Below are 21,746 nucleotides of genomic sequence, written 5' to 3'. Positions count from 1 at the left end.
TCTTTGGTTAGGCCGTCTGACCTGCGGTTTCGCTGGTCATGTCGCCTACCGGTCCGCACCCGGTCTGCAGGCCGCCGAGCACGGCGTCCATGACGGACCGGGTGCGGTCTTCTTCGCCTGGCCACAGATGCGCGTAGATCCGCAACGTGATGACGGCGGACGCGTGCCCGAGAACCAACTGCACCTGCTTGACGCTCGCGCCGCCGGCGATGAGCGCGGAGGCGTAGAAGTGCCGCAGGTCGTGGGTCACCATGTACGGCAGCTCGACGGGATTGCGGCCCTCGCGCTCGGCCGCCTCGTTCTCCGCCGCTTGGAGCGCCTTGCGAGCGCTCGCTCCGCCAGCTCGGTTGTGCCCCAGCCTCTGACCTCGCGTTCCAGGGCCACGCGCGCGGCCACGTTCCCTTCGCCGTAGAGCAGCGGCACCTCGCCGCCCTCAGGCGTCGCCGCCTGCCTCACCACCGTCCACATCCGCGACTCCAGAGTGGAGGAGGGCCCCCGACTCGCCCTCTCCCCCACATCCTGGACTCGCTCCGTCGCGTACGCGGTCCAGGGCTGAGCGTGCGAAAACGCGTGCCCGGCTCCTCAGGGCGCCGGGCACGCGGTTCGCGGGAACCATGGTGGCGGCGCCGAGGCACCGCCACCGCTTCTGTCTATCGGGGTCAGTTGAGGGTCAGGAAGGTGCCCGCGCCGTTGGAGTACTCGATCCAGGTGGTGGACCGGGCGTCCGCCGGGGCGCCGGACCAGGCGGCCGTCAGGTCGGTCGGGGTCCCGGGGGTGACACGGGCGTGGTCGGGTGTGACGGCGACCTTGCCGGTGACCGGGCTGTCCTCGGCGATGTTGTTCACCTGGTAGGTGTACGGGGTGACGGCGTCGCCGGAGCCGCTGGAGTCGAGAGCGACCACGGCCACGAAGATCGTCTCGGCCGTCGGCTGCGGCACGCTGATGGTGGCTGTCCCACTGCTGTCGGGGTAGGCGATCTGGATGGTCTGGAGGACGCCGTCGACCATCGGTCCCCAGACGAGGCCGCCGATGTTGCCCGCGGCCAGATCGAAGTGGACCGCGATCTGGGAAGCCTTGGTTCCGGCCGGGATGTTCGTCTCGTGGTCGAACTCGGCGGTTCCGGTCAGGCTGCCCTTGAAGAGGGGCGAGGAGACCGGGCCGTAGGCGGTGGCCACGAGGTCTGTGGTGGCCGGGGTGACGGAGTAGGTGACCTCGCCGTTGGTGCCGGCGCCCTTGATCTCGGCAGGCGCATGGACGCTCTGCGGGGTGACGACGATCGGGCTGCGCACGGTGGTGCGGCCCGAGGTCCAGGTGAGAGAACCGGTGTCGGGGGCTCCCGCGCGTGCCGTGGTCACATCGAGCTTGACGGTGAAGGTGCGCTTCTGCCCGGGGTGGCTGAAGTGCAGGACGGACGGGGAGACCGTGGCCTTGATGCCGGGGAGGTCGACCTTGGCACGGTAGGTACCAGCCGTGGTGGCGGTGACCGTGCGGGTGACCGTCTGGGTGCCGAAGAGCTCACCGATCGCGATGGAGGGGTAGTTGAGATCGCTGGGGTCGATGGCCTTGGTTCCGGTCCCGGTGTCGATGCCGACGCCTTCGAGGTAGGCCAGCCAGTCCTGTTCGTTGGAGTCGTAGACGAGTCCGGGCCGGAGCATGGCGCGGGCCTCGACTTCACCGGCGCCCTGGGCGAAGACGTCGTCGCTGTTCTTGCCGTCGGTCGTCTTGGTGGGGGAAGCGGTGGTCATCATGGCCGACTTGACGCTCATCGGGGACCAGGTGGGGTGCTCGGAGAGGTAGAGGGCGGCGAGGCCGGCGATGTGCGGGGTCGCCATGGAGGTGCCGGAGTAGTAGTCGAAGTCGCGGCCCTCGTTACCGGGCGGAGCCACGGCGGCGAGGATGGTCGCGCCGGGCGCGGTGATGTCGGGCTTGAGGAGGTCACCGCCACCGGCGACGGAGGGGCCGCGGGAGGAAAAGCCGGTGACCTGCGGGTACGTGGCGCCCTGGCCGCCGCTGGCGAGGGTGGCGGTGGCGTTGTCCGTGGCGGCGTAGTCGCGTACGGCAGTGGCGTCGGGGCCGTTCAGGTGAACGGTCGGAAGGGAGTGCAGGTCGCCGTCGGTGCTCTGGTTGCTGGGGTTGACCAGGACCATGCCGATGCCGCCGGCCCGCTTGACCTCGGCGGACTTCTCGATGCGGGGGTTGGTGCCTCGGGTGCAGACAACCAGCTTCCCGGCGGTGCGTGCGGGGTCGAGGGTGCCCTTGACGCAGAAGTCGGCGTCGTCGGCCGCGGCGTCGGCGGTCTTGACCGCGGTGGCACGGACGAGGGGCGCGGAGCCGACGGTGCTGCGCACGGTGGTGCTGATCCCGGTGTAGCTCCGGCCGTTGCCGAGGGTGACCGTGCCGGTGTGGGAGGCGATGGTTCCGGCGGCGACCGTGGTGGTCCAGGGGGCGGTGTTGTCGAGGCTGGAGACTTCGGGACCGGCGTTGCCCCCGGCGGTGGCGACGAACACACCAGCGGCGGCTGCGTTGCGGAGTGCGGTCTGGGTCGGGTCGTCGTACTCGCTCTCGAACATGCCGCCGAGGGAGTAGTTGATGACGTCCACACCGTCGGCGACGGCCTGGTCGATGGCGGCGACCAGGTCGCTGGTCAAGCCGCCGTCCTTGGTGCCGTCCTTGCTCTGCCAGAGGGCCTTGTAGACGGCGACGGTGGCGGCGGGGGCCACGCCGGAGATGGTGCCGAGGTCATCGCTGCCGACCGTGGCGTGGACTCCGGCGTTGCCGGCCGCGGTCGATGCGGTGTGGGTGCCGTGGCCCTGGCTGTCACGGGGGGGAGATGTAGCCGCCGCGGTTGGACTCGGGGACGGCTCGGAGCCAGCCGTCGCCGAAGTAACGGGCGCTGATGATCTTCTCGTTGCAGTCGGCGGCGGTGAAGCTCTCGCCGGTCTGGCAGGTGCCCTTGAAGGTGGTGCCGTCGGCCTTGTGCATGACGGTGGTGGTGGTGCCGTCCAGGTAGGGCCGGTAGAGATCGTCCTTGCCGGGCTTCTTCGCGGGTTTTCCGGTGGACTTCATGGCTGTGAGCGCGGGGGCCTTGAACGACGCGCTCTCGGGCCAGATGCCGGTGTCGATGTCGCCGATGACGATGCCCTTGCCGGCCTTGGCGGTACCGCCGAGGGCGGCCCACAGACCCTTTCGGCCGGAGAGGCCGAGGAAGTCGGTGGAGCTCTTGTCGTCGGTGGCGTGGTGGAGCTTGTCGGGGGTGATCTTGGTGACGCCGTGGGTGGCGGCCAGCCGGAGGAGCTGGCGGGCGTTGAGCTGGGCGCTGAAGGTGTTGGTGGTGACGGCGTAGTGCTGACGGACGGTGGCGCCGACCTTCTTGGCGACACGGGTCTGTTCGTCGACCAGATGGGTGCGGTAGCGCTTGGCGTTGGTGGCGGTGACGTCGAGTCTCTTGCCTGCGGTGGGTCTGGTGGCGGGGATGTCGGCGATGCTGCCGTCGTAGGTGACGAGGGGTTGGTCGGCGAGGGTGATCAGGTACGTGCCGGCAGCAAGGGGGGTGCTGGGGCCGGCGGCGGTGGCGGGGGTGGCGAGGGGCAGGCTGAGAGCGGCGAGGGTGGTGGTGAGCAGAGTGCCTATGGCTGCTCGTCGGATGCGGGGCGCTCTTCGCGGCTGGGATGTCACGGGGTTCCTCACGGTGTTCGGGCATGCCGGATAGGCGAGCGGGGGTGCTCGCCTGCGGCATGGACGGAGGGCCGAGGTGTGCGAACCGCCTCTCAGGTGCGGTGATTGACGGACGGTTCAGCAGAAGTGAACGCTGTGCGATCACTTGCTGTCCAGATAATCTGTTGGCGTCTTTGGCGTGGTGACCAAACACGCCACCCGCGAGGGGACGGTCGGCCGGTGACTTTGACTGCCCGTGCCTGTCCGGGGGCGGCCCCTCACGTGTGGCTGAGGAGGCTGGCTGTGCTGGAAGCAGTGGGTGTGAGCGCGTTCGACGAGGGCGTGTACCGGGCGGTGCTGTCGGGACCGCAGAGTGCGGTGCGTGATCTCGCGGAGAGCGCGGGGGCGGGAGTGGCGCGTACGGGGCGGGCGTTGACCCGCCTCGCCGGACTGGGGCTGGTGCGGCGCGTGGGGCGCGGCCAGTGGGAAGCGGTGAGTCCGCGGTCGGCGTTGTCGGCGTTGCTGAACCGGCGACGGTCGGAGGCGGACACGCTGTTCGCCGGGGTCGAGACGAGGTTCGCCGATCTGCATCGCCTTCACCGGGCCGGGCAGTTGGGGTCGGATCCGGGTGCCTTGGTGGAGGTGCTGACGGGCCGCGAGATGATGACGCAGAAGGTCGAGGAGTTGAGCCGGTCCGTCACCACGCATCTGTGGACGTTGGACAAGCCGCCGTATCTGGAGGCGGTGGGGCAGCCGCATTTCAATGAGCAGGAGACGGCGACGACTCGGGAGTGGCTGGAGCGCGGGGTGGACATCCGGGGGGTGTACTGCCTGGAGTCGATCGAGCCACCCGGGCGGTTGGAGACGATTCTGAATCTGGCGGCGCTCGGGGAGCAGTCACGGCTGTTGCCGCATCTTCCGTTCAAGGCGCGGATAGTGGACCGGCGGATAGCGGTGGTGCCGTTGACGGGGGGCAGCCAGGAATCCATCGTGCTGGTGCATCCGTCGGGCCTGCTGGACGGACTGATAGAGCTGTTCGAGGCGTACTGGGAGCGGGCCGAGCCGTTGCTCTCCGAGGAGCCGGGTGCGACGGAGGGCCCCAGCGAGGAGGAGCTGGTGCTGATCCGGCTGTTGCACTCCGGGTACAAGGACCAAGCCATCGCACGGCAGTTGGGGGTGAGTGTGCGTACGGCGACGCGTCGGGTGGCGGCGCTGATGCGGCGGTTGGACGCGGGAACGCGATTTCAGGCCGGGGTGAAGGCACGGGAGCGGGGCTGGGTGTGACAGGGCTTCGATCTGTACATGCATCTGACGTACCGGCAGGTCCTGGCTGCTCAGGCACCCCAGAAGGCCCGTAGGAACCCTCCTCCACCCCACAGGAGAAGCCCCATGCGCGCATCTCCCCGCCTGCTGACGTCCGCGACCGCCCTCGCGGTCTCCGCCACTCTCGTCCTGACCGCCTTACCGGCGGGAGCGGAAGCCGCCTGAACACAGAGCGACAGCGAGAAGTTCAACACGGTCCACGCGCACCAGCGCTCCCGGGGCGTCGCCACCGACTGCACCGAGTGCCACGCTGCCCGTCAACGCCTCCGGCCGGACGCACGCCTCCTGGATCGCCCTCGACCCCGCCAAGGGCCTCGCGTACACCACCGACTTCGACGGCGTGAAATCTCTGCGCGGCTCAGCACCACGCTCAATGACGTCCAGGGCGGCGACGGCGAGGCTTCGTCGGCGGCGGCGCGAGGGCAGCGCTGTGCGTGTGGGTCAGCGGAAGCTCAGGGAGGCCGGCTCTGCCCGTTGAAGGGACGTCTGCCGTCCACCCTCTCGTACAGCGTGCCCCCGAGTGCCCACAGGTCGGACGCCGCCGAGGCGGGGTGAGGCCGGTCGGGGGTGTGGTCAGCAGTTCGGGTGCGAGGTACTGGGCCGTGCCGATGACCTCGTGCGTACGCGTCACCTGCACGACGCCCTCGAACGTCGCGATCCCGAAGTCCATGAGGAGGGCGCGACCGCCGGAACGGAACAGGAGGTCGTCTGCTCCCGTCCGCCCGGCGCCTATGGAAGCCGGCGCCGGGCGGACGGGGATCGAACGGACCGGATCGGCTCAGTACGCGAAGCTGGACCGGCCCGTCTCCGCGGTCGCGACATGGGCGATGCCGCTGCCGGGCGGGAGCACCTTCACCGGCGTGGCCGACGGCGTCACCGTACCGTCACCGAGCTGGGACGTGGCGTTGTTGCCCCAGGACTTGACCGTCTTGGCGGTCCGGGCGAGCACGAACGAGTCGGACGAGGAGGTGCCGCCCGCCGAGATCTGGTCGACGTCGCCGCGGAAGAGGCTGGTGACGGAGACCGGGCCGAGGCTGTCGGTGGTGGTGCCGTTGCCGAGCCGGCCGGTGCGGCCGGCGCCCCCGGGCGAGCACCGTGGGGTTGCCCTCGTCCGCGTGGGCGGCGGGTGCGAGGGCCGGTGCGGCGGCCAGGGCGGCGGCCGTCGCGGCGACGGCGGCCAGGGTGCGCAGGCGCGCGGAACTGCGCGATGTGCGAGATGTACGGGAGATACGGTCGGCCGGTCGGCTGCCGGGCCGGCGGGATTCGAACCCGCGGACGGGGAGGGGCAGGTCCGCCCGAAACCGTCAGTCGGCATGAGGGGGACCTCCCGCACGCCGATTGCAATGGGCCGCTCTGCCTCGGCTCCGCAACCTGGGGGACTGCGCAGCCCCGTTCCGGGGAGCGTATAGGGTCAACACCCGGCAGAGACCAGCCGTTTGTCCGGTGCAAGGGTCGCGCCGCCCGGCGGGATCCCCGCCGTCACCATGACCTTGCCGGCGCTCGTCCAGTCCGGGGCCGTGTGGAGCCGAACGTCGCTGATCCCCCTCTTCGTACCCGGAGGACGGATGGTCCCGGTCCGGACCGGGATGCCCGCTGAGCCGCGGCCAACGGCCGGGCGCCACCGATGCCCCCATATGCGATCGATGAGTTTCCGGTACGGGATCAGTCGGTATGGGTGGACATGCGCACACGACGGACATGCGCTCACGACAGGAGACAGCGATGACCACCGAGGGCTTCACCACATGTCTGTGGTTCGACGGGCAGGCCGAGGAGGCGGCGGAGTACTACCTCTCGGTCTTCAAGAACTCCCGCCTCTGCAGGATCGGCCGCTACACCGAAGCGGGCCCCGGGCCTGCCGGGTCGGCGATGGCGGTCGAGTTCGAGATCAACGGCCAGAAGTTCGTCGGTCTGAACGGCGGGCCGCAGTTCACGTTCAACGAATCCATCTCGTTCCAGATCCACTGCTCGGACCAGGACGAGGTGGACTACTACTGGAGCAGTCTCACCGACGGGGGCGAAGAGGGGCCCTGCGGCTGGCTGAAGGACAGATACGGCGTCTCCTGGCAGGTTGTCCCCGAGGTGCTGATCGATCTGATCGGCGACCAGGACGCCGAGAAGGCCGCGCGGACCACCGCGGCGATGATGACCATGAAGAAGCTGGACATCGCCACGTTGCAGAAAGTGCACGACGAGGGCTGACACCGAAGAGATCCCCGGCAGAGAACAGCGAACGACGAACGACGAACGACGAACGGTCCGTTCGGCGCGCGTCCGCGTCGTCTGCGGGCGAGCCCGTTCCCACGGCCGTGCGCCGCCCTCGCGCGGCGCGGGCCGGGGAAAGCCCCGGCGGAGCGAAGTCCGGTGCTGTGGCGGGTGGTCAGCCGGCTGGCTGGGCGCGCAGACGCGCCGCCCATGGATGGCCGGCACCCTGGGAGAGAGTGATCGCCTCGGTCAGCCAGGCACGCTGGTCCGCGGTGAGGACCGGCAGCACCGTCGCGAAGTCCTGCTCGTCCTTGGGGCGCGGGGAGTTGGCCTTGTACAGGAGTTGCACCTCCGGGGAGAGGTACGGGACGCCGTCCGTCGAGACCCGCCCGAGCCGGTCGAGCGGGAGGCGGATGCGGGGGTCGCGGCGGAACAGCCAGTCGGCGCCCTCCGCGTCGTCGAACATGAGCTGGATGCGCCACGGTTCGGCGGGGCCGGGGCGGCACCAGACATCGTGGACGTACGGCGGCAGGACCTCGCCGGGAAGCCAGCGGCGCAGGGTGCCGGGCGGATCGGCGGCCCACCATTCCCAGTCCGCCAGTATCTGCTGGGCGGTGAGCTGGTCGCGGCGCAACAGGAGTACGTCGATGTCGCCGTGGTCCCGGAAGGTGTGGCCCACGGCGAGTTCGACCGCGTATCCGCCCGCGATCCACCAGGGGGCGCGCAGCGGGGCGAAGAGGCAGGCGGCCTCGTCGAGCGGGGGTGGGTCCCAGGGGCCCCACGGGGTTTCCGTACGCATGGCTGCCGGCTCCCTTTCCTCTCCTCTTCCGCCGCCGCCTCGCCGGGTCAGTCCGTCTTCAGCAGATGCCGGTAGCTGTCCGGATGCTCCCTCAGATACGTGGCCAGGCCCATCGCCGGATGCCCGGTGAGGTTCGGTACGGCGTCCGAGACCATGGACATCTCGCCGGTCGCGATGGCTTCGTACGACGTCACCCAGCCGGCCACCTCCCAGTCCTCCGCGCCGTAGTGCGCCCGTGAGGCGTAGGCCTCCTCGCGGGTCTCCGGTACGTAGGTGACCGTCCGTCCGGTGGCTCTGCCGAGCTCCTCGGCCGCTTCGGCGAGGGTGAATGCCTCGGGGCCCGTGAGGTCGTACGCAACCCCGTCGTGGCGCATGCTGTCGGCCTCGGTGTCGGCCAGCAGTACGGCGGTCGCGGCGTCGGCGATGTCCTCGTGCGCCACCGCCGCCACCCGGCCGTCGCCGCCGGGACCGCGCAGCACCCCGTCGGCGCCGGTCATCGCGGGGATCCCGGCGAGGTACAGGCTGTCGCGCAGGAAGGTGTAGCGGACCTCGGCGACCCGGATGTGCGCCTCGGTGTGCCAGTGGTCCCGGGCGAAGGTGAACGTGGCATCCGGCGCCGCTCCGAGGAAGGAGAGGTACACGATCCGCTCGACGCCCGCGGCGACTGCCGCGTCCACGGCCGTCGTGTGCCGGCGTACCCGGTCGGGGCTCTCGTGCGCCGAGACGAGGAACAGGGTGTGCGCCCCGGCGAGGGCGCGGCGCATGGCCTCCCCGTCGTCGTAGGGGGCGGGCGGTGCGGCGACGGCGCCGGGCAGCTCCGGCAGCCGGGCCGGGTCGCGGCCCAGGAGTCGCACGGGCACTCCGGCGCGCACGAGGCGCTGTGCCACCCGGCCGCCGACCGCACCGCCGGCGCCGGTGACGGCGACGATCGGGGCGGCCGGGTTCGTGGGGCCCGTGGAGGGTGCGGGATTCATGCGTGGTCGCCTTCCTCGCTCGGCCAGGGGCGCACCTCCACGACCGCGTCCACCGGGACGGGTCCGTAGATGTGCGGGAACTCCTCGCCGCCGGGCGCGACGGGCTCGTACCGTACGGGTGCCGGGAGCCGGGCGGGATCGATGACGAGGACCACCAGGTCCTGGTCGGGTGCCCCGGCCCGGCTCCCTGCGCCGTACAGCATCTCGGCAACGCCGTCGAGCTGGTGCGGCAGCGAGCAGTGGATGAAGCCCTCTTCGTGCAGGGTGCGGCCGCGGGTGGACATCTCGTACGTCCCGATCCCACGGGCCGCCTCCCACAGGGGGCCTTCGGTGAGGTGCAGCAACAGTTCGGCCATGGGCCAACGCTAGCCGCGTCGACGCGTCCTACGGGCCATCAGCGTGGCCGTCGATCCGACGGCGAGCAGAACCACCGCGATACCGTCGAGCATCCATTCACCGCCGCGGGAACCCGTGTTCGGGATCCCCTCGGCCTCGGCGGCGGCCTGCCGGACCAGGTAGTCACCGCCGACGAAGATGTTGCGCGTGGGCGCGCGTCAGGCCGTTTCCGCGAGCAGTCGGCCCTCCGCCCGTGGGTCCAGGCCGACCGGGGGCCGGTCGGGCCGGTGCGGCGCTTCGCCACCCAGTTCCGCCAGCCAATTCCAGGTGTCCGCGACCGTCTCCTCCACCGGCCGGCAGCGCAGCCCGGCCGCGTACGCCTTGCTGACGTCACCCTGGTGCAGGGTGTCGTACAGCTCCCCCGGCGGCAGCCAGACCGGCAGATCGCTCCAGGGCTCCACACCTGCCGCGAGGATCACCTCGGCGGGGATCCAGCGGAGCGCGGCGTCGGAACCGGTGACGCGTACGCAGGCGTCGAGCAGCTGCCCCATCGTGGCGTGCCCCGTACGGCTGACCAGGTTGTACGGCCCGTACAGTCCGTCACGCGCCGCGTCCAGGAGCCAGTTCGCCAGGTCGCGGGCGTCGATGTACTGGAGTTTCAGATCCGGTGTGCCCGGGGCCGGTACGGTCCCGCCGCGGGCGATCCGCGAGAGCCACCAGGGCAGCCTGCCGACGTTCTCCCAGGGGCCCAGGATCAGTCCCGCGCGGGCGAGGAGCGCCCGGTCGCCGAAGGCGTCGAGCGCGGCCAGTTCGCCGCCGCGTTTGGCGAGGGGGTACGGGACGTCCCCGGCCTCGTCGGGCGAGGCACCGGCCACCAGCGGGCCGTCTTCGGGCAGGCCGGCCGGGGCCGGGTAGTCGTACACGGAACGGCTGGAGACGTACGTGTACCGCCCGGCCCGGCCGGCCAGCAGACGGGCCGCGTCCCGTACGGCCCTGGGGGCGCCGCTCCAGGTGTCGACGACCAGGTCCCAGGCGGACGCGTCCGTGCGGTGACCGACGGCCACGGTTGCCGCTTCGGCCAGCGTGGCAAGGCCTTCGCGGGTGGTGCGGTCGCCGAGGAGTTCCGTCACACCCGGCGGGGGCGCGTGGTGGCCACGGTGGAACACCGTGACCTCCCAGCCGCGCGCGAGCGCCGCCTCGGTGACAGCGCGACCGACGAATTCCGTACCACCCAGCATCAGAAGCCTCATGGGGGTCGACTCTGCCCCAGCAGCGGCCGGGCAGGTACCCGTCCTCGCTCTCGGCGTAAGCGGATGGCAGCCCTCACCCTCGGTGCGGGTGGGCGGCGGCCCTCGCTCCCGGTGCAAGTGGGCGGCGGCCCCGTCTCGTTCGCCGCGCAGCCGGGTGCCGGCCCCTCACGGCGTGCGGGCGAGCGGGTTGCGGTTGCGCAGCAGCCGCTGGTGGTACCCGGCCGCCCGCTGGGCCGCCTCCCGGTAGGCCGCCTCCAGTTCCCCGTACACCGGCGCCGTGTCGGCGCCCGGCCGGGACACCAGCAGCAGCCGGACCGCGAGGGGGTCGTCGCGCAGCGGCCGGATCGCCATGTCGTCGCGCGGCACCGGGGGCCACCTCGTAGGACGGGGTGGCCCCTTGCACCTCTGATTTCGAGCCTCTGACGGGCGGCTCGGTGCCCGCCGCACCACGTCCGGGACGACCCGCGCCGGCCTACGAGCTGCCCAGTGCGGCACGGACGAGGGCCAGCAGTTCGTCCTCCGTCAGCCCCAGCTCGCGCGCGTCCGCAACCACCTCGCGCACCCGCTCCTGCAGCCGGGCCCGGTGCGGGGACGCACCGCCGGTGACGACCGCGCCGCGCCCCCGGCGCAGCTCGATCAGCCCCTCCTCGCGCAGCTGCTGGTAACCGCGCAGCACCGTATGGACGTTGACCCCGAGGGACTCGGCAAGCATGCGGGCGGCGGGCAGACGCTCGCCCTGCACCACCGCCCCCTCGGCGACGGCGCGGCGCACGGACGCCGCGATCTGATCACCGAGCGGCACGGTGGAGGTGGGATCGACCCGGAAGAGCATGGTCAGCGCTCCGCCTGTCGCCGGTCGATCAGGGTGTTGAGGAGCGCGGCCCCGGTCGCCGAGTCGTCGACGGTCACCGCGAACACCCGGCCGTCGGCCAGCGTCGCGACGATTCCCTCACCGGAACGGATCATGAGACCGCTCCGTCCCGGGCGGATCCGGTAGCCCCAGCCGCCGTACTCCGAAAGGGGGTTGATGTCGCGGCTGGTCGCGGTCTCGATCCGGTCGAGCGGCACCCTGAGCCGCGGCCAGGGGAGCATCCCCGAGATGGTGATGCCGCGCCGGTCCACCACGACGTACGGCCGGGCGAACACGGCCAGCAGCACACCGAGGATCAGCGGAGGCAACGCGGCCACCCAGCCCGAGCCGAACAGCAGCACCACCCCGCCGGCCACGAGCACGAGGGCGATCAGCGGCCGCCACCAGCCCCCGGCGCTGCGCGCCCATCCGGCGACCTCCCCGTCGGCGAGCGGGATCCGCGCCCCGTCGCCGGCCTGCCCGGTCGCAGCCGGCTGCTCCGGTACGGGACCGAGCGCGGCCAGGATCAGCCCCAGCCCCGCGGCGAGCACGGCGACGCCCAGGGCGACGGCGAGCTGCCACATCGGGAGCGACGCACCTTGCGTCTCTCCCTTCACGACGTCACCGGCATCCACATTGGCGAGCAGCACGGCGGCCATCACCCAGCCGAGGAATCCGGCGAAGGCATACCCACCGGCGATCAGCCAGCGGTAGGCCCGCCCGTAGAACTTCCCCCGCACCACCGTGAGGGCCCACAGCACACCGGTCACGGCGAACAGCAGGACGTCGGCCACGACGAACCACACCTGACCCATGTGCCCGTTCGCCCGGCCATTGGCCTGGAAGTGGCTGGCCAGTTGTTCGGGCAGCCGATCCCGGAAGACGGCGAACAGCACGAGATCGGCGACGAGCGCGAGCAGGAACGGCAGGGCAGCAAGGGCGGCTCTGCCCAGGTTTTTACGCATCATGAAAACCTCCATTGTTCGCATGCTAGTAGAACAATGGAGTTACGGCAAAAGGATTGTCGGCATGCTGATGCCGGGCAGTCGGCCGGCCGGGCAGTCGGCAGACCGATCAGTCGGGCAGTCGGGCAGTCGGGCAGTCGGCCGCCAACCGGCCAGGCGTCGGCGCGCATGCCGATCCGGGCCTGCGGGGCCTGTCGGGCCTGCGGGGCCTGTCGGGCTTGTCGGGCCTGCTGGGCTTGTTCGGGCCTGCTGGGCTTGTTCGGGCTTGCCGGACCCGCTGGGCCCTGTCGGCCGGCTGAGGCCGCATGGCCGACGGGGCCTGCACAGCCGGCTGAACAACGCTCCGGCCGGACCGGGAAGGTCAGGCCAGTTCCAGCGGGAACGCGCCCCGATGCCCCGTACCGGCACCCCGGTCCGGGCGGGGTTCGTACTCGCGGCAGCTCCAGACCTCCTGGACGAATCCGGTCCGCCGGTCCCACAAGTCCAGGACATCGCCCTCACCCGCCGCCCCGCGGTAGGCGTCCTTGGCGCCGCGGAAGCACGCGAGACCGCCGGAAAGGCCGCGGCCGGGGGCCGGGAAGTAGTCGGAGAAGGCGCAGGCGATGCAGGTTTGGAGGCGCACCCCCGGCGGGAGGACGCGCTGGATCGTGGCGAGCGCGGACGCGAAGTCGCTCTCGGCGCGGTGGGATCCGTACGCGGCCCCGCCGAACTGCAGCTCCAGGTAGAGATACGGATCGGGGCGGCGCAGCGACAACAGGCAGCTGAGCGTGGCCTGATGGACCGCTCCGTCCCAGAGGACCGGGAGCGGCAGGTCCCACTCCAGGACGCAGTCGCCCAACGCGCCGTCCACCAGGGCGAACAAGCCGTCGGCCGGCGGCGTGCCGGCCACCGGGGCGAGACCGTCGAAGCTTTCGCCCTCGAAGTCGATGCCCCTGATCCGGAGGCGGAGTTGCTGTCCGTCGGTGGTGAGGACGACGGCGTCGGAACCTTGTCGGTCCCGGTACCACCCTGCCCATGACTCATCTGTCATGGGCACGGACTGTAGCCCGTGCCCATGACAGTCGCGCTGCCGCCCTCCTTTTCGCCTCACGAGCCCTGTGACCTCGGCACCTTGCCCTGTTCTCCTTTCTCCGCCCCCTTCGCCGTCATCGGCTCTCCGCTCCCTTCCGAGTGACCCCCTCCGATGCCACCGCGTGTGCCGCTTCCTCCCTTCGCGCTCAGTGCGTCCGGCGGGTGACGAACTCCGCCAGGGTCAGGAGGTCGCCCGCCGGGGCCAGGCCGGGGACCGCCCTGGACAGGTGGTGGACGGCGCGTGCCATCCGGTCCGCCGCGCAGACCTGTGCCCAGTCCCGGCCGCCGGCCCGGTCGACGGCATCGGCGGCGCGGCTCACCTCACCGGGGGAGTTCATGGCTCCCCGGTAGAGCGCGGCAAGTTCGGCCGCTGCCGGGGTCCCGGAGGCCAGCGCGGCGACCACGGGCAGGGACTTCTTGTGGGCGACGAGATCCGCCCCCACCGGCTTCCCGGTCTGTGCGGGATCCCCCCAGATGCCGATCAGATCATCGATGAGCTGGAAGGCGAGGCCGGCCTCCCGGCCGAATCCGTCCATCGAGCCGACCGCCCGCTCCCCCGCGCCGGCGTACAGCGCTCCCAGCGCACAGGCGCAGCCGAGCAGAGCGCCCGTCTTGGCGGTGGCCATGGCCAGGCACTCGTCGAGCGAGACCTCGCCCGGATCGCGGTCCTCGAAGGCGCAGTCCGCCTGCTGGCCCGCGCAGAGCTCGATGACACAGGTCGAGAGCCGCGCCGAAGCGCGGGCCGCGGCCGGGCCGGCGTCCTCGGCCAGCAGTCGCTGGGCGAGGGCCAGCATGGCGTCACCGGCGATGACCGCGTCCGGGATGCCGAAGACCGTCCAGGCCGTGGGCCGGTGCCGACGGGTCCGGTCCTCGTCGATGACGTCGTCGTGCAGCAGGGTGAAATTGTGGACCAGCTCCACGGCGACGGCCGCCCGTACCGCCTGTCGCGGGTCGCCGCCCAGCGCACGGGCGGCCGCGAGGACGAGGGCGGGCCTGATCGCCTTACCCGCCTGTCCCGACGACGGGGTGCCGTCGGCCTGCTGCCAGCCGAAGTGGTACATCGCGACGCGGCGGATCGATCCGGGCAAGGAGTCGACGGCGGCGCGCAGTTCGGGATCGACGAGGGTCCGGGTCTGTTCCAGAAGGGCCGGGGCCTCGTTGCCCCGGCTCACGAGGGCGGCCGGGGCGTCGTCGCCCGGCGCCCGGGGTGTCGGTGAATGGAGTGCGTGGTGGGTCTTCACTGGGACGTCCTCCCGATGCCGCCCCGGGCACGGCTGCCCGGTGACGGAGGTTGACGGGGGCCCGGACTCTGCCGTCCGGGCCCCCGAGCGGCTACCGCCAGCGGCTGACCTCGACGTTTTCCAGTACGCCGAGGGCGTCCGGAACGAGGATGGCCGCGGAGTAGTAGGCCGTCACCAGGTAGGAGATGATCGCCTGCTCGTCGATGCCCATGAAGCGGACCGACAGGCTGGGCTCGATCTCGTCGGGGATGCCGGTCTGCTGGAGCCCGATGACGCCTTGCTCCGCCTCACCCGTCCTCATGCAGATGATCGACGTGGTCCGGGCGTCGGTGACCGGGATCTTGTTGGACGGAAAGATCGGCACGCCCCGCCAGGCCGGCACGTGGTGTCCCCCGACGTCCACGCTCTCCGGCACCAGACCGCGCTTGTTGCATTCGCGGCCGAACGCGGCGATGGCCCGCGGGTGGGCGAGGAAGAGCTTGGAGCCGCGGCGGCGGGAGAGCAGTTCGTCCATGTCGTCGGGGCTGGGCACCCCGTCGTGCGGCTGGAGGCGCTGCCCGTAGTCGCAGTTGTTGAGCAGGCCGAACTCCCGGTTGTTGATCAGCTCGTGCTCCTGGCGCTCACGCAGCGCCTCGACCGTGAGCCGCAACTGCTGCTCGGTCTGGTTCATCGGCTGGTTGTAGAGGTCGGCGACCCTGCTGTGGACCTTCAGCACGGTCTGGGCGACGCTCAGTTCGTACTCGCGTGGCGCCGCCTCGTAGTCGACGTACGTGTGCGGGACGACGGCTTCGCCGACATGGCCGGCGGAGAGGTCGATCTCCGCCTCGCCGTACTTGTTGGTGCGCTGCTCCGGGATGCTGAGCAGCCCGGCGAGATGGGCGCGGAGCGATTCCGCGCGCTCGGCGAGGTTCAGCACATCGGCCCGGCGCAGCGTCAGCACCGTGCAGGCGGTGACGGCACGAGCCGTGTACTCCCAGACGGCGTCGCCGTCGATCAGGGCCTGGTCGCCGAAGTAGGCCCCGTCGGCGTGGTGGCCAAGGACTGTCTCGTCACCGTACTTTCCGGTGCCGACCTTCGCGACCTTGCCATGTGCCAACAGGAAGACGCGGTCCGCCGCGTCCCCGGAGTTGGCCAGTACCTGGCCGGCGGCGATGTCACGCTGCTCGCACCGGCGGGCCAGCTCACCGAGCACCTCCTCGTCGCCGAACTCCCGCAGGGCGGGAAGCTCTCCGAGCTCGGCAGGGATGACCGCGACCCGGTCACCCGTCTGCACGAAGGTCACCCGGCCGTCCCCCACCGAGTAGCTCAGCCTGCGGTTCACCCGGTACGTGCCGCCCTGCACCTGCACCCATGGCAGCGTCTTCAGCAGCCACCGTGAGGTGATTTCCTGCATCTGCGGAGCGGACTTGGTGGTCGTCGCGAGGTTCCGCGCCGCCGCCGTGCCCAGACTCTGCTGCGGCGGCACCGGCGCGTTCTGAACCTCTTCACCAACGGACATCTGACGTCCTCTCGATCATCGGCTGACCTGCGTGAAGAAGCCTTTCAGCATGGAGAGTCGGCACGCCATTACACAAAAGAGTGTGACTATTCGGGCTTTGGGCTGGGCACGACGCTCAGCAATGCCCACCCGGTGCCCGCGAACGCTGTTAATTTGCATCCCTGATGCAACTTATCTAGCCTGACCGTCATGCGGCTGACGAGATTCACCGACGTGGCGCTGCGCGTACTGATGCGCCTCGCCGTCGTGGAGAACGAGGACCCGCCGACCACCCGGGAGGTGGCGGCGACCATGCAGGTGCCGTACACCCACGCCGCGAAGGTCGTCGCCAAGCTCCAGCACCTCGGCCTCGTCGAGGCACGCCGGGGCCGCGGCGGCGGGCTCAGTCTCACCGGAGCGGGCCGGTCCGCCTCGATCGGCGGACTCGTCCGCGAGCTGGAGGGGCCGGGTGACGTCGTCGATTGCGAGGGCACCACCCCCTGCCCCCTGCGCTCAGCCTGCCGGCTGCGCGGCGCCCTGCACCGGGCGGAGGAGGCCTTCTACGCCTCGCTCGATCCGATCACCGTCACCGAACTCGTCGCTTCCCCCACCGGACCGCTGCTGATCGGTATCAGCAGCGGCCGCCCGGGCGCCGACTGAGCCGGGACCGAACCACCGCACCCCCTGCCCGCACCACGGGCGCCACCACCCCGCTTCCCGCTGCCCAAAAATACGAATCTCACATACCAATTCAAGAGTCAGGAGTCACCGATGCTCTCCGAGTCGTCGACCGCCACCGTCCGTGCCACCCTCCCCGCCGTGGGAGCGGCCATCGGAGACATCGCCGATCTCTTCTACCGCAAGCTCTTCGACGCCCACCCCGAGCTGCTGCGCGATCTCTTCAACCGCGGCAACCAGGCGTCCGGCGCCCAGCGTCAGGCCCTGGCGGGCTCCATCGCCGCGTTCGCGACCCAGCTGGTCGAGCACCCGGACACCCGGCCCGACGTGATGCTCGGCCGGATCGCCCACAAGCACGCCTCGCTCGGCGTCACCGCCGCGCAGTACGACATCGTGCACACCCACCTGTTCGCCGCCATCGCCGAGGTGCTCGGTGACGCGGTCACCCCGGACGTCGCCGCCGCCTGGGACGAGGTCTACTGGCTGATGGCGGGCGCCCTGATCTCGATCGAGCAGCGGCTGTACGCACAGCAGGGCGTCGTCGCCGGCGAGGTGTGGCGCGAGTGGGAGGTGACCGCCCGGATCGAGGAGACGGCCGATGTCGCCACCTTCCAGCTCCGCCCGGCCGACAACGCCCCCGCCCCCGACTTCCGCCCCGGCCAGTACGTCTCCGTACAGGTGGAACTCCCCGACGGGGCCCGCCAGATACGCCAGTACAGCCTCTCCAGCGCCCCCGGCTCGCCGCTGCGCTCGATCACCGTCAAGCGGGTGCACGGCGACGGCTCGCCCGACGGCGAGGTCTCCCGTCACCTGCACACCGAAGTCGGGGCCGGTGACCGGCTGCGGGTCTCCGCCCCGTACGGCGATCTCGTGCTCCACTCCTCGCAGGCCCCGCTCCTGCTCGCCTCGGCGGGCATCGGCTGCACCCCGATGCTCTCGATGCTGGAACACCTCGCGGCGACCGGACACCGCGCCCCGGTCACCGTGGTGCACGGCGACCGCTCCCCCGCCGACCACGCGATGCGCACCGACCACGCCCAGCTCACCGGCAAACTCCCCGACGCCACTGCCCACTTCTGGTACGAGGACCCGGAGCCCGGCCACCGGGCCGACCGCACCGGACGGGTCGACCTGAGCGGACTCCCCATCGCCCCCGGCACCCACGCCTACCTCTGCGGCCCGCTGCCCTTCATGCGCGCCGTACGCACCCAGCTGCTGGCCCAGGGCGTCCCCGCGGCCGACATCCACTACGAGGTGTTCGGCCCCGACCTGTGGCTCGCCCAGGACTGAGCCCCCCTCATTGCTCGCGGAGTTGACCGGATCGACGCGCACGCCGTTCGAACAACTCCTCCGGGAATGGCCCGGACACCGACATTCCGGCACAAGCGGATGAAGGTCCGCTATGCCACGGGATGATCACCAAGGACGGCACGGTCCATCTGGTCGGCTACGGCAGGGTCTATCACGCCGGGCTCGGCGACGACGACGTACTGCGCGCCGTCGTCGCCGAGAAGCGCCTCCCGTCCGGCAACGAGGCCAATACCGACGGAAACAGGCACTTCCACGGCTTCGAGTGCGAAGATCTCGGCGACGGTGAGGACCCCTGGACCGCCGCCCGGCCCGAAGCCGTCGAGAAGGCCGCCGCCGCGATCTGCCGCCACCACGGCTGGACCTCCCGCTCGGTGATCGGCCGCAAGGAGTGGCAGCCCGGCAAGGTCGATCCCCGCGGCTTCTCGATGGACTCCAAGAGGAACGGGACCCGTGACCGCCTGAAGTGACCCGCGCACCCCCCGTCCACACCCGCCCCTCCTCGCACGGCACGCCACCACACGGCGACAATTGCGGCATGCCCCCTTCCGAAGCGCTCGACCCCTCCCGCCTGCGGCCGGCACTCCCCTCGCCGCTGCAACCGGCCGAGGACGACCGCTTCGCGCGCCACGGCGTACGGCTGCTGCTCAAGCGCGACGATCTGATCCACCCCGATCTTCCGGGCAACAAGTGGCGCAAACTCTCCCCCAACCTGCGGGCCACCGCCGGGCGCACCGTGCTGACCTTCGGCGGCGCGTACTCCAACCATCTGCGGGCCACCGCAGCCGCCGGCCGCCTGCTCGGGTTCCCCACCGTCGGGGTCGTGCGCGGTGACGAACTGGCCGACCGCCCCCTCAACCCCGCGCTCGCCCGATGCGCCGCCGACGGGATGACCCTGCGTTTCGTGGACCGCGCGACGTACCGCGCGAAGGCCGATCCAGAGGTCCTGGCGGGGCTGCTGAGCGCCTTCGGGGAGTGCTGCGTCATCCCGGAGGGTGGCAGCAACGCCCTGGCCGCACAGGGCTGTACGGAGCTGGGCCACGAGCTGCGCGGTTGCGCCGATGTGGTGGCGGTGGCCTGCGGCACCGGGGGCACGCTCGCCGGGCTCGCCGCCGGTCTCGCACCCGGGCAGCGCGCCCTCGGTATCCCGGTGCTGCGCGGCGGCTTCCTCGGCGACACGGTACGGGAACTGCAGCACGAGGCGTTCGGCGGACCGGCCGGGTCGTGGTCCCTGGACGAGCGCTTCCACTTCGGCGGCTACGCCCGTACGACCCCGCAGCTGCACGCCTTCGCGGACGACTTCGAGCAGCGGCACGGGCTGCCCGTCGAGCGGCTCTATGTCGCCAAGCTGCTCTACGCGCTCACCGCACTGGCCGAGGAGGGCGTGTTCCCTACGGGAACCACGGTCGCGGCCGTCATCACGGGACGGCCGTAGTAGCCCCCTCACAGGAAAATGCGCCCCTTATGAGCACAGGCGCCGAAGGCACATCCCTACGGCGCGCCCGACTCCTCCCGGTAGGCCGCCGCCTCCTCCAGGTCGAGCCGTCTGAGCAGGGTGCGCAGCATCTCGTCGTCGATCTGCCGCTCGTCCCGCAGCCGTACGAAGACTTCGCGCTCGGCGTCGATCATTTCCCTGGCCAGGCGCCGGTACGTGTCGTCCGCAGACTCCCCGGTCACCGGGTTGGCCGCGCCCAGCCGCTCCCACACGGCGTTGCGGCGGCGCTCCAGAACGGTGCGGAGCCGGTCGGTGAGCGGTCCCGGCAGAGAGTTGCGCCGGTCGGTGAGGAGCTCCTCCAGGCGATTCTCGGCGGCCGTGGACGCCTCGCTCTGCGCCTGCGCCTCGGCCAGCGTCTCCGCCGTCGCGTCGCGCTCCGGCAGCTTCAGGACGCGCACCAGCAGCGGCAGGCTGAGCCCCTGGACGACGAGGGTGCCGATGACGGTGGTGAAGGTCAGGAACAGCACCAGGTTGCGGGCCGGGAAGGCGTGCCCGTCGGAGGTGACGAACGGGATGGAGAAGGCGATGGCGAGCGACACGACCCCGCGCATCCCGGCCCAGCCGACGATCAGCGGCGCCTTCCAGTTCGTCTCCGGCTCGCGCTTCCTGATCCGCCTGGACAGCCACCGGGGCAGGTACGTCGCCGGATAGACCCAGAGGAAGCGGACCACGACGACGGCGAGGAACACGGCTACCGCGTACCAGAGGGCGTCCGCCACCGCGTGCGAACCGAGCCCCTTCAGCACGAAGGGCAGCTGGAGTCCGATCAGCGCGAAGACCGCGGACTCCAGGATGAACGCGACCATCTTCCAGACGGCCGCCTCCTGGAGCCGGGTCGCGAAGTCGACCTGCCAGGAGCGGTGGCCCAGATAGAGCGCGACGACGACCACGGCGAGCACGCCGGAGGCGTGCACGCGCTCGGCCGCCGCGTACGCCACGAAGGGGATGAGCAGCGACAGCGTGTTCTGCAGCAAGGCTTCCTTGAGGTGCGTACGGAGCCAGTGCAGCGGCACCATCAGCGCCAGGCCGACCACGACGCCGCCGACCGCCGCGAGGAGGAATTCGCCGATCCCGGCCGCCCAGCTCATGCCCTCGCCGACGGCGGCTGCGAGCGCCACCCTGTAGGCCGTGATCGCGGTGGCGTCGTTCACCAGGGACTCGCCCTGCAGGATCGTCGTGACGCGGCCGGGGAGCCCGACCCGGCGGGCGATCGCGGCAGCCGTGACCGCGTCCGGCGGGGCGACGACCGCGCCGAGCACCAGCGCCGCGGTGAGCGGCAGGTCGGGCACGAGGCGGTACGCCAGCCACCCGACCGCGACGGTCGCGAACAGGACGTAACCGACGGAGAGCAGCGCGACCGGCCGGAGATTGGCCCGCAGATCGAGGTACGAGCTGTCGACGGCCGCCGTGTAGAGCAACGGCGGCAGCAGCAGCGGCAGCACGACGTGCGGGTTCAGGGTGTACGTCGGCACCCCGGGCAGATACGAGGCGATCAGCCCCACCGCGACCAGCAGCAGGGGAGCGGGTACGGGGGTGCGGCGGGCGGCCCCCGCCACAGCCGCACTGACAGCGATCAGTGCCACCAGCGGCAATGCGTCCATTTCACGGTCCTCGCATCCGTCGTAACCTGACAATCATGAGTGAATGCCCGCACGTGTCCGAGCTGCCACGACCCGAACCGGCCCCGCTCAGCGAGACCTGCCTCGGCTGCCTCGCGGCGGGCAGCCACCCGGTGCAGCTGCGTCTCTGTCTGGTCTGCGGCCATGTCGGCTGCTGCGACTCGTCGCCGCTGCAGCACGCCACGGCGCACTTCAAGGAGACCGGCCATCCGGTGATGCGGAGCTTCGAACCGGGCGAGAGCTGGCGCTGGTGCTTCGAGGACGGTTCGATCGTCTGAGGTCTGGGTACGTCAAACCGGCGCCGGTTGTTCGTAATTGACCAGCGCAGACCCCTACCCACCCTGTGTACTCATAGGCTTACCATGAGTGACAGTCATGGGTTGGGGCCTGGCGACACGGCATCATGGATCGCGATAGCGTCGCCGGGCCAGAACCGAAGACGTACCGCATGGCTCCGGGGCACCCTTCCCGGATCCTCGAAAGAGTTTGTGCCACCTTGGA

General features: G+C 71.1%; 20 protein-coding genes, 1 tRNA gene and 5 pseudogenes. 8 read left to right on the top strand and 18 right to left on the bottom strand.

Going from position 1 to position 21,746, the window contains the following annotated elements; all coding sequences use genetic code 11:
• Positions 1-7: 7 nt before the first annotated feature.
• Positions 8-328: pseudogene (locus OG306_RS26010) on the bottom strand (tyrosine-type recombinase/integrase); the annotation flags it as partial.
• 138 nt (positions 329-466) lie between these two features.
• On the opposite strand from OG306_RS26010, the gene OG306_RS26005 reads away from it, so the two are divergent.
• The gene (locus tag OG306_RS26005; protein ID WP_371666272.1) at positions 467-556 is read left to right on the top strand and encodes a hypothetical protein; all 90 of its coding nucleotides are present in this window, start codon (positions 467-469) and stop codon (positions 554-556) included.
• Positions 557-659: 103 nt separating this feature from the next.
• On the opposite strand, the gene OG306_RS26000 is transcribed toward OG306_RS26005, so the two are convergent.
• The 3 genes and pseudogenes from OG306_RS26000 to OG306_RS25990 all read right to left on the bottom strand — a co-directional run bounded on the left by OG306_RS26000 (position 660) and on the right by OG306_RS25990 (position 3,675).
• On the bottom strand, positions 660-1,655 hold the full coding sequence (locus OG306_RS26000; protein WP_266752433.1) for a hypothetical protein: 996 nt from the start codon (positions 1,653-1,655) through the stop codon (positions 660-662).
• A gap of 78 nt (positions 1,656-1,733) precedes the next feature.
• A pseudogene (locus OG306_RS25995) lies at positions 1,734-2,786 on the bottom strand (S8 family serine peptidase); the annotation flags it as partial.
• Positions 2,787-2,817: 31 nt separating this feature from the next.
• Positions 2,818-3,675, bottom strand: coding sequence for a hypothetical protein (locus OG306_RS25990; RefSeq protein ID WP_266748487.1), 858 nt, complete (start codon positions 3,673-3,675; stop codon positions 2,818-2,820).
• Between the two features lie 282 nt (positions 3,676-3,957).
• On the opposite strand from OG306_RS25990, the gene OG306_RS25985 reads away from it, so the two are divergent.
• Positions 3,958-4,938, top strand: a complete 981-nt coding sequence (locus tag OG306_RS25985; protein ID WP_266748486.1) for a helix-turn-helix transcriptional regulator — start codon at positions 3,958-3,960, stop codon at positions 4,936-4,938.
• A 509-nt stretch (positions 4,939-5,447) separates the two neighbouring features.
• Here OG306_RS25985 and OG306_RS25980 read toward each other — a convergent pair.
• The 3 genes and pseudogenes from OG306_RS25980 to OG306_RS25970 form a co-directional block, all read right to left on the bottom strand.
• Positions 5,448-5,671, bottom strand: a pseudogene (locus OG306_RS25980) (protein kinase domain-containing protein); the annotation flags it as partial.
• An 84-nt stretch (positions 5,672-5,755) separates the two neighbouring features.
• Positions 5,756-5,926 (bottom strand): RCC1 domain-containing protein, encoded by a 171-nt coding sequence (locus OG306_RS25975; protein WP_266748485.1) that lies wholly within the window; start codon positions 5,924-5,926, stop codon positions 5,756-5,758.
• A 300-nt stretch (positions 5,927-6,226) separates the two neighbouring features.
• A tRNA-OTHER gene (locus OG306_RS25970) sits at positions 6,227-6,343 on the bottom strand.
• Positions 6,344-6,699: 356 nt separating this feature from the next.
• Between OG306_RS25970 and OG306_RS25965 the strand changes: the two genes are divergently transcribed.
• Positions 6,700-7,179, top strand: coding sequence for a VOC family protein (locus OG306_RS25965; RefSeq protein WP_266748484.1), 480 nt, complete (start codon positions 6,700-6,702; stop codon positions 7,177-7,179).
• A gap of 178 nt (positions 7,180-7,357) precedes the next feature.
• Here OG306_RS25965 and OG306_RS25960 read toward each other — a convergent pair whose 3' ends face one another.
• The 10 genes and pseudogenes from OG306_RS25960 to OG306_RS25915 all read right to left on the bottom strand — a co-directional run bounded on the left by OG306_RS25960 (position 7,358) and on the right by OG306_RS25915 (position 16,166).
• The gene (locus tag OG306_RS25960; RefSeq protein ID WP_266748483.1) at positions 7,358-7,981 is read right to left on the bottom strand and encodes a nucleotidyltransferase domain-containing protein; all 624 of its coding nucleotides are present in this window, start codon (positions 7,979-7,981) and stop codon (positions 7,358-7,360) included.
• A gap of 47 nt (positions 7,982-8,028) precedes the next feature.
• The gene (locus OG306_RS25955) at positions 8,029-8,955 is read right to left on the bottom strand and encodes an NAD(P)H-binding protein (protein ID WP_266748482.1); all 927 of its coding nucleotides are present in this window, start codon (positions 8,953-8,955) and stop codon (positions 8,029-8,031) included.
• A complete protein-coding gene (locus OG306_RS25950; RefSeq protein ID WP_266748481.1) occupies positions 8,952-9,311 on the bottom strand; it encodes a DUF952 domain-containing protein in 360 nt (119 codons plus the stop codon). Before OG306_RS25950 ends, OG306_RS25955 begins: the two co-directional genes overlap by 4 nt.
• Positions 9,312-9,509: 198 nt before the next feature.
• Positions 9,510-10,529 carry an NAD-dependent epimerase/dehydratase family protein gene (locus tag OG306_RS25945; RefSeq protein WP_266907616.1) on the bottom strand — a complete coding sequence of 340 codons (1,020 nt, stop codon included), beginning with the start codon at positions 10,527-10,529 and terminating at the stop codon, positions 9,510-9,512.
• Between the two features lie 177 nt (positions 10,530-10,706).
• Positions 10,707-10,904, bottom strand: a pseudogene (locus OG306_RS25940) (LysR family transcriptional regulator); the annotation flags it as partial.
• A 109-nt stretch (positions 10,905-11,013) separates the two neighbouring features.
• Positions 11,014-11,373 (bottom strand): GntR family transcriptional regulator, encoded by a 360-nt coding sequence (locus OG306_RS25935; RefSeq protein WP_266748480.1) that lies wholly within the window; start codon positions 11,371-11,373, stop codon positions 11,014-11,016.
• A 2-nt stretch (positions 11,374-11,375) separates the two neighbouring features.
• Positions 11,376-12,359 (bottom strand): DUF1648 domain-containing protein, encoded by a 984-nt coding sequence (locus OG306_RS25930; RefSeq protein ID WP_266905477.1) that lies wholly within the window; start codon positions 12,357-12,359, stop codon positions 11,376-11,378.
• A 358-nt stretch (positions 12,360-12,717) separates the two neighbouring features.
• On the bottom strand, positions 12,718-13,386 hold the full coding sequence (locus OG306_RS25925) for a DUF6304 family protein (RefSeq protein ID WP_266748478.1): 669 nt from the start codon (positions 13,384-13,386) through the stop codon (positions 12,718-12,720).
• 187 nt (positions 13,387-13,573) lie between these two features.
• Entirely contained in the window at positions 13,574-14,599 is a 1,026-nt protein-coding gene (locus tag OG306_RS25920) for a family 2 encapsulin nanocompartment cargo protein polyprenyl transferase (RefSeq protein ID WP_266752430.1), read from the bottom strand.
• 160 nt (positions 14,600-14,759) lie between these two features.
• Positions 14,760-16,166, bottom strand: coding sequence for a family 2B encapsulin nanocompartment shell protein (locus OG306_RS25915; RefSeq protein ID WP_266748477.1), 1,407 nt, complete (start codon positions 16,164-16,166; stop codon positions 14,760-14,762).
• A gap of 189 nt (positions 16,167-16,355) precedes the next feature.
• On the opposite strand from OG306_RS25915, the gene OG306_RS25910 reads away from it, so the two are divergent.
• The 4 genes and pseudogenes from OG306_RS25910 (at position 16,356) to OG306_RS25895 (ending at position 19,566) form a co-directional block, all read left to right on the top strand.
• Positions 16,356-16,805, top strand: coding sequence for an RrF2 family transcriptional regulator (locus OG306_RS25910; protein WP_266748476.1), 450 nt, complete (start codon positions 16,356-16,358; stop codon positions 16,803-16,805).
• 111 nt (positions 16,806-16,916) lie between these two features.
• Complete coding sequence (locus tag OG306_RS25905; RefSeq protein ID WP_266748475.1) at positions 16,917-18,113, top strand: globin domain-containing protein; 1,197 nt, start codon at positions 16,917-16,919, stop codon at positions 18,111-18,113.
• 77 nt (positions 18,114-18,190) lie between these two features.
• Positions 18,191-18,601, top strand: a pseudogene (locus tag OG306_RS25900) (N-acetylmuramoyl-L-alanine amidase); the annotation flags it as partial.
• A 68-nt stretch (positions 18,602-18,669) separates the two neighbouring features.
• Entirely contained in the window at positions 18,670-19,566 is an 897-nt protein-coding gene (locus OG306_RS25895; RefSeq protein ID WP_371665651.1) for a 1-aminocyclopropane-1-carboxylate deaminase/D-cysteine desulfhydrase, read from the top strand.
• A 56-nt stretch (positions 19,567-19,622) separates the two neighbouring features.
• On the opposite strand, the gene OG306_RS25890 is transcribed toward OG306_RS25895, so the two are convergent.
• The gene (locus OG306_RS25890) at positions 19,623-21,227 is read right to left on the bottom strand and encodes a Na+/H+ antiporter (RefSeq protein WP_266748473.1); all 1,605 of its coding nucleotides are present in this window, start codon (positions 21,225-21,227) and stop codon (positions 19,623-19,625) included.
• 35 nt (positions 21,228-21,262) lie between these two features.
• Between OG306_RS25890 and OG306_RS25885 the strand changes: the two genes are divergently transcribed.
• Positions 21,263-21,523, top strand: a complete 261-nt coding sequence (locus OG306_RS25885; RefSeq protein ID WP_266748472.1) for a UBP-type zinc finger domain-containing protein — start codon at positions 21,263-21,265, stop codon at positions 21,521-21,523.
• Positions 21,524-21,746 lie beyond the last annotated feature (223 nt).

Origin of the sequence: Streptomyces sp. NBC_01241 (genome assembly GCF_041435435.1) — a bacterium.
GTDB lineage: Bacteria > Actinomycetota > Actinomycetes > Streptomycetales > Streptomycetaceae > Streptomyces.
The sequence above is the reverse complement of the archived record's forward strand: the minus strand, read 5'-3'. Positions and strand labels throughout refer to the sequence as shown.

Coding starts and splice junctions, on each gene's coding strand:
- OG306_RS25965 (WP_266748484.1), top strand. CDS start 6,700: ATGACCACCGAGGGCTTCACCACATGTCTGTGGTTCGACGGGCAGGCC.
- OG306_RS25955 (WP_266748482.1), bottom strand. CDS start 8,955: ATGAATCCCGCACCCTCCACGGGCCCCACGAACCCGGCCGCCCCGATC.
- OG306_RS25885 (WP_266748472.1), top strand. CDS start 21,263: ATGAGTGAATGCCCGCACGTGTCCGAGCTGCCACGACCCGAACCGGCC.
- OG306_RS25895 (WP_371665651.1), top strand. CDS start 18,670: ATGCCCCCTTCCGAAGCGCTCGACCCCTCCCGCCTGCGGCCGGCACTC.
- OG306_RS25945 (WP_266907616.1), bottom strand. CDS start 10,529: ATGCTGGGTGGTACGGAATTCGTCGGTCGCGCTGTCACCGAGGCGGCG.
- OG306_RS25930 (WP_266905477.1), bottom strand. CDS start 12,359: ATGATGCGTAAAAACCTGGGCAGAGCCGCCCTTGCTGCCCTGCCGTTC.
- OG306_RS25890 (WP_266748473.1), bottom strand. CDS start 21,227: ATGGACGCATTGCCGCTGGTGGCACTGATCGCTGTCAGTGCGGCTGTG.
- OG306_RS26000 (WP_266752433.1), bottom strand. CDS start 1,655: ATGCTCCGGCCCGGACTCGTCTACGACTCCAACGAACAGGACTGGCTG.
- OG306_RS25905 (WP_266748475.1), top strand. CDS start 16,917: ATGCTCTCCGAGTCGTCGACCGCCACCGTCCGTGCCACCCTCCCCGCC.
- OG306_RS25910 (WP_266748476.1), top strand. CDS start 16,356: ATGCGGCTGACGAGATTCACCGACGTGGCGCTGCGCGTACTGATGCGC.
- OG306_RS25925 (WP_266748478.1), bottom strand. CDS start 13,386: ATGACAGATGAGTCATGGGCAGGGTGGTACCGGGACCGACAAGGTTCC.
- OG306_RS25935 (WP_266748480.1), bottom strand. CDS start 11,373: ATGCTCTTCCGGGTCGATCCCACCTCCACCGTGCCGCTCGGTGATCAG.
- OG306_RS25950 (WP_266748481.1), bottom strand. CDS start 9,311: ATGGCCGAACTGTTGCTGCACCTCACCGAAGGCCCCCTGTGGGAGGCG.
- OG306_RS25960 (WP_266748483.1), bottom strand. CDS start 7,981: ATGCGTACGGAAACCCCGTGGGGCCCCTGGGACCCACCCCCGCTCGAC.
- OG306_RS25915 (WP_266748477.1), bottom strand. CDS start 16,166: ATGTCCGTTGGTGAAGAGGTTCAGAACGCGCCGGTGCCGCCGCAGCAG.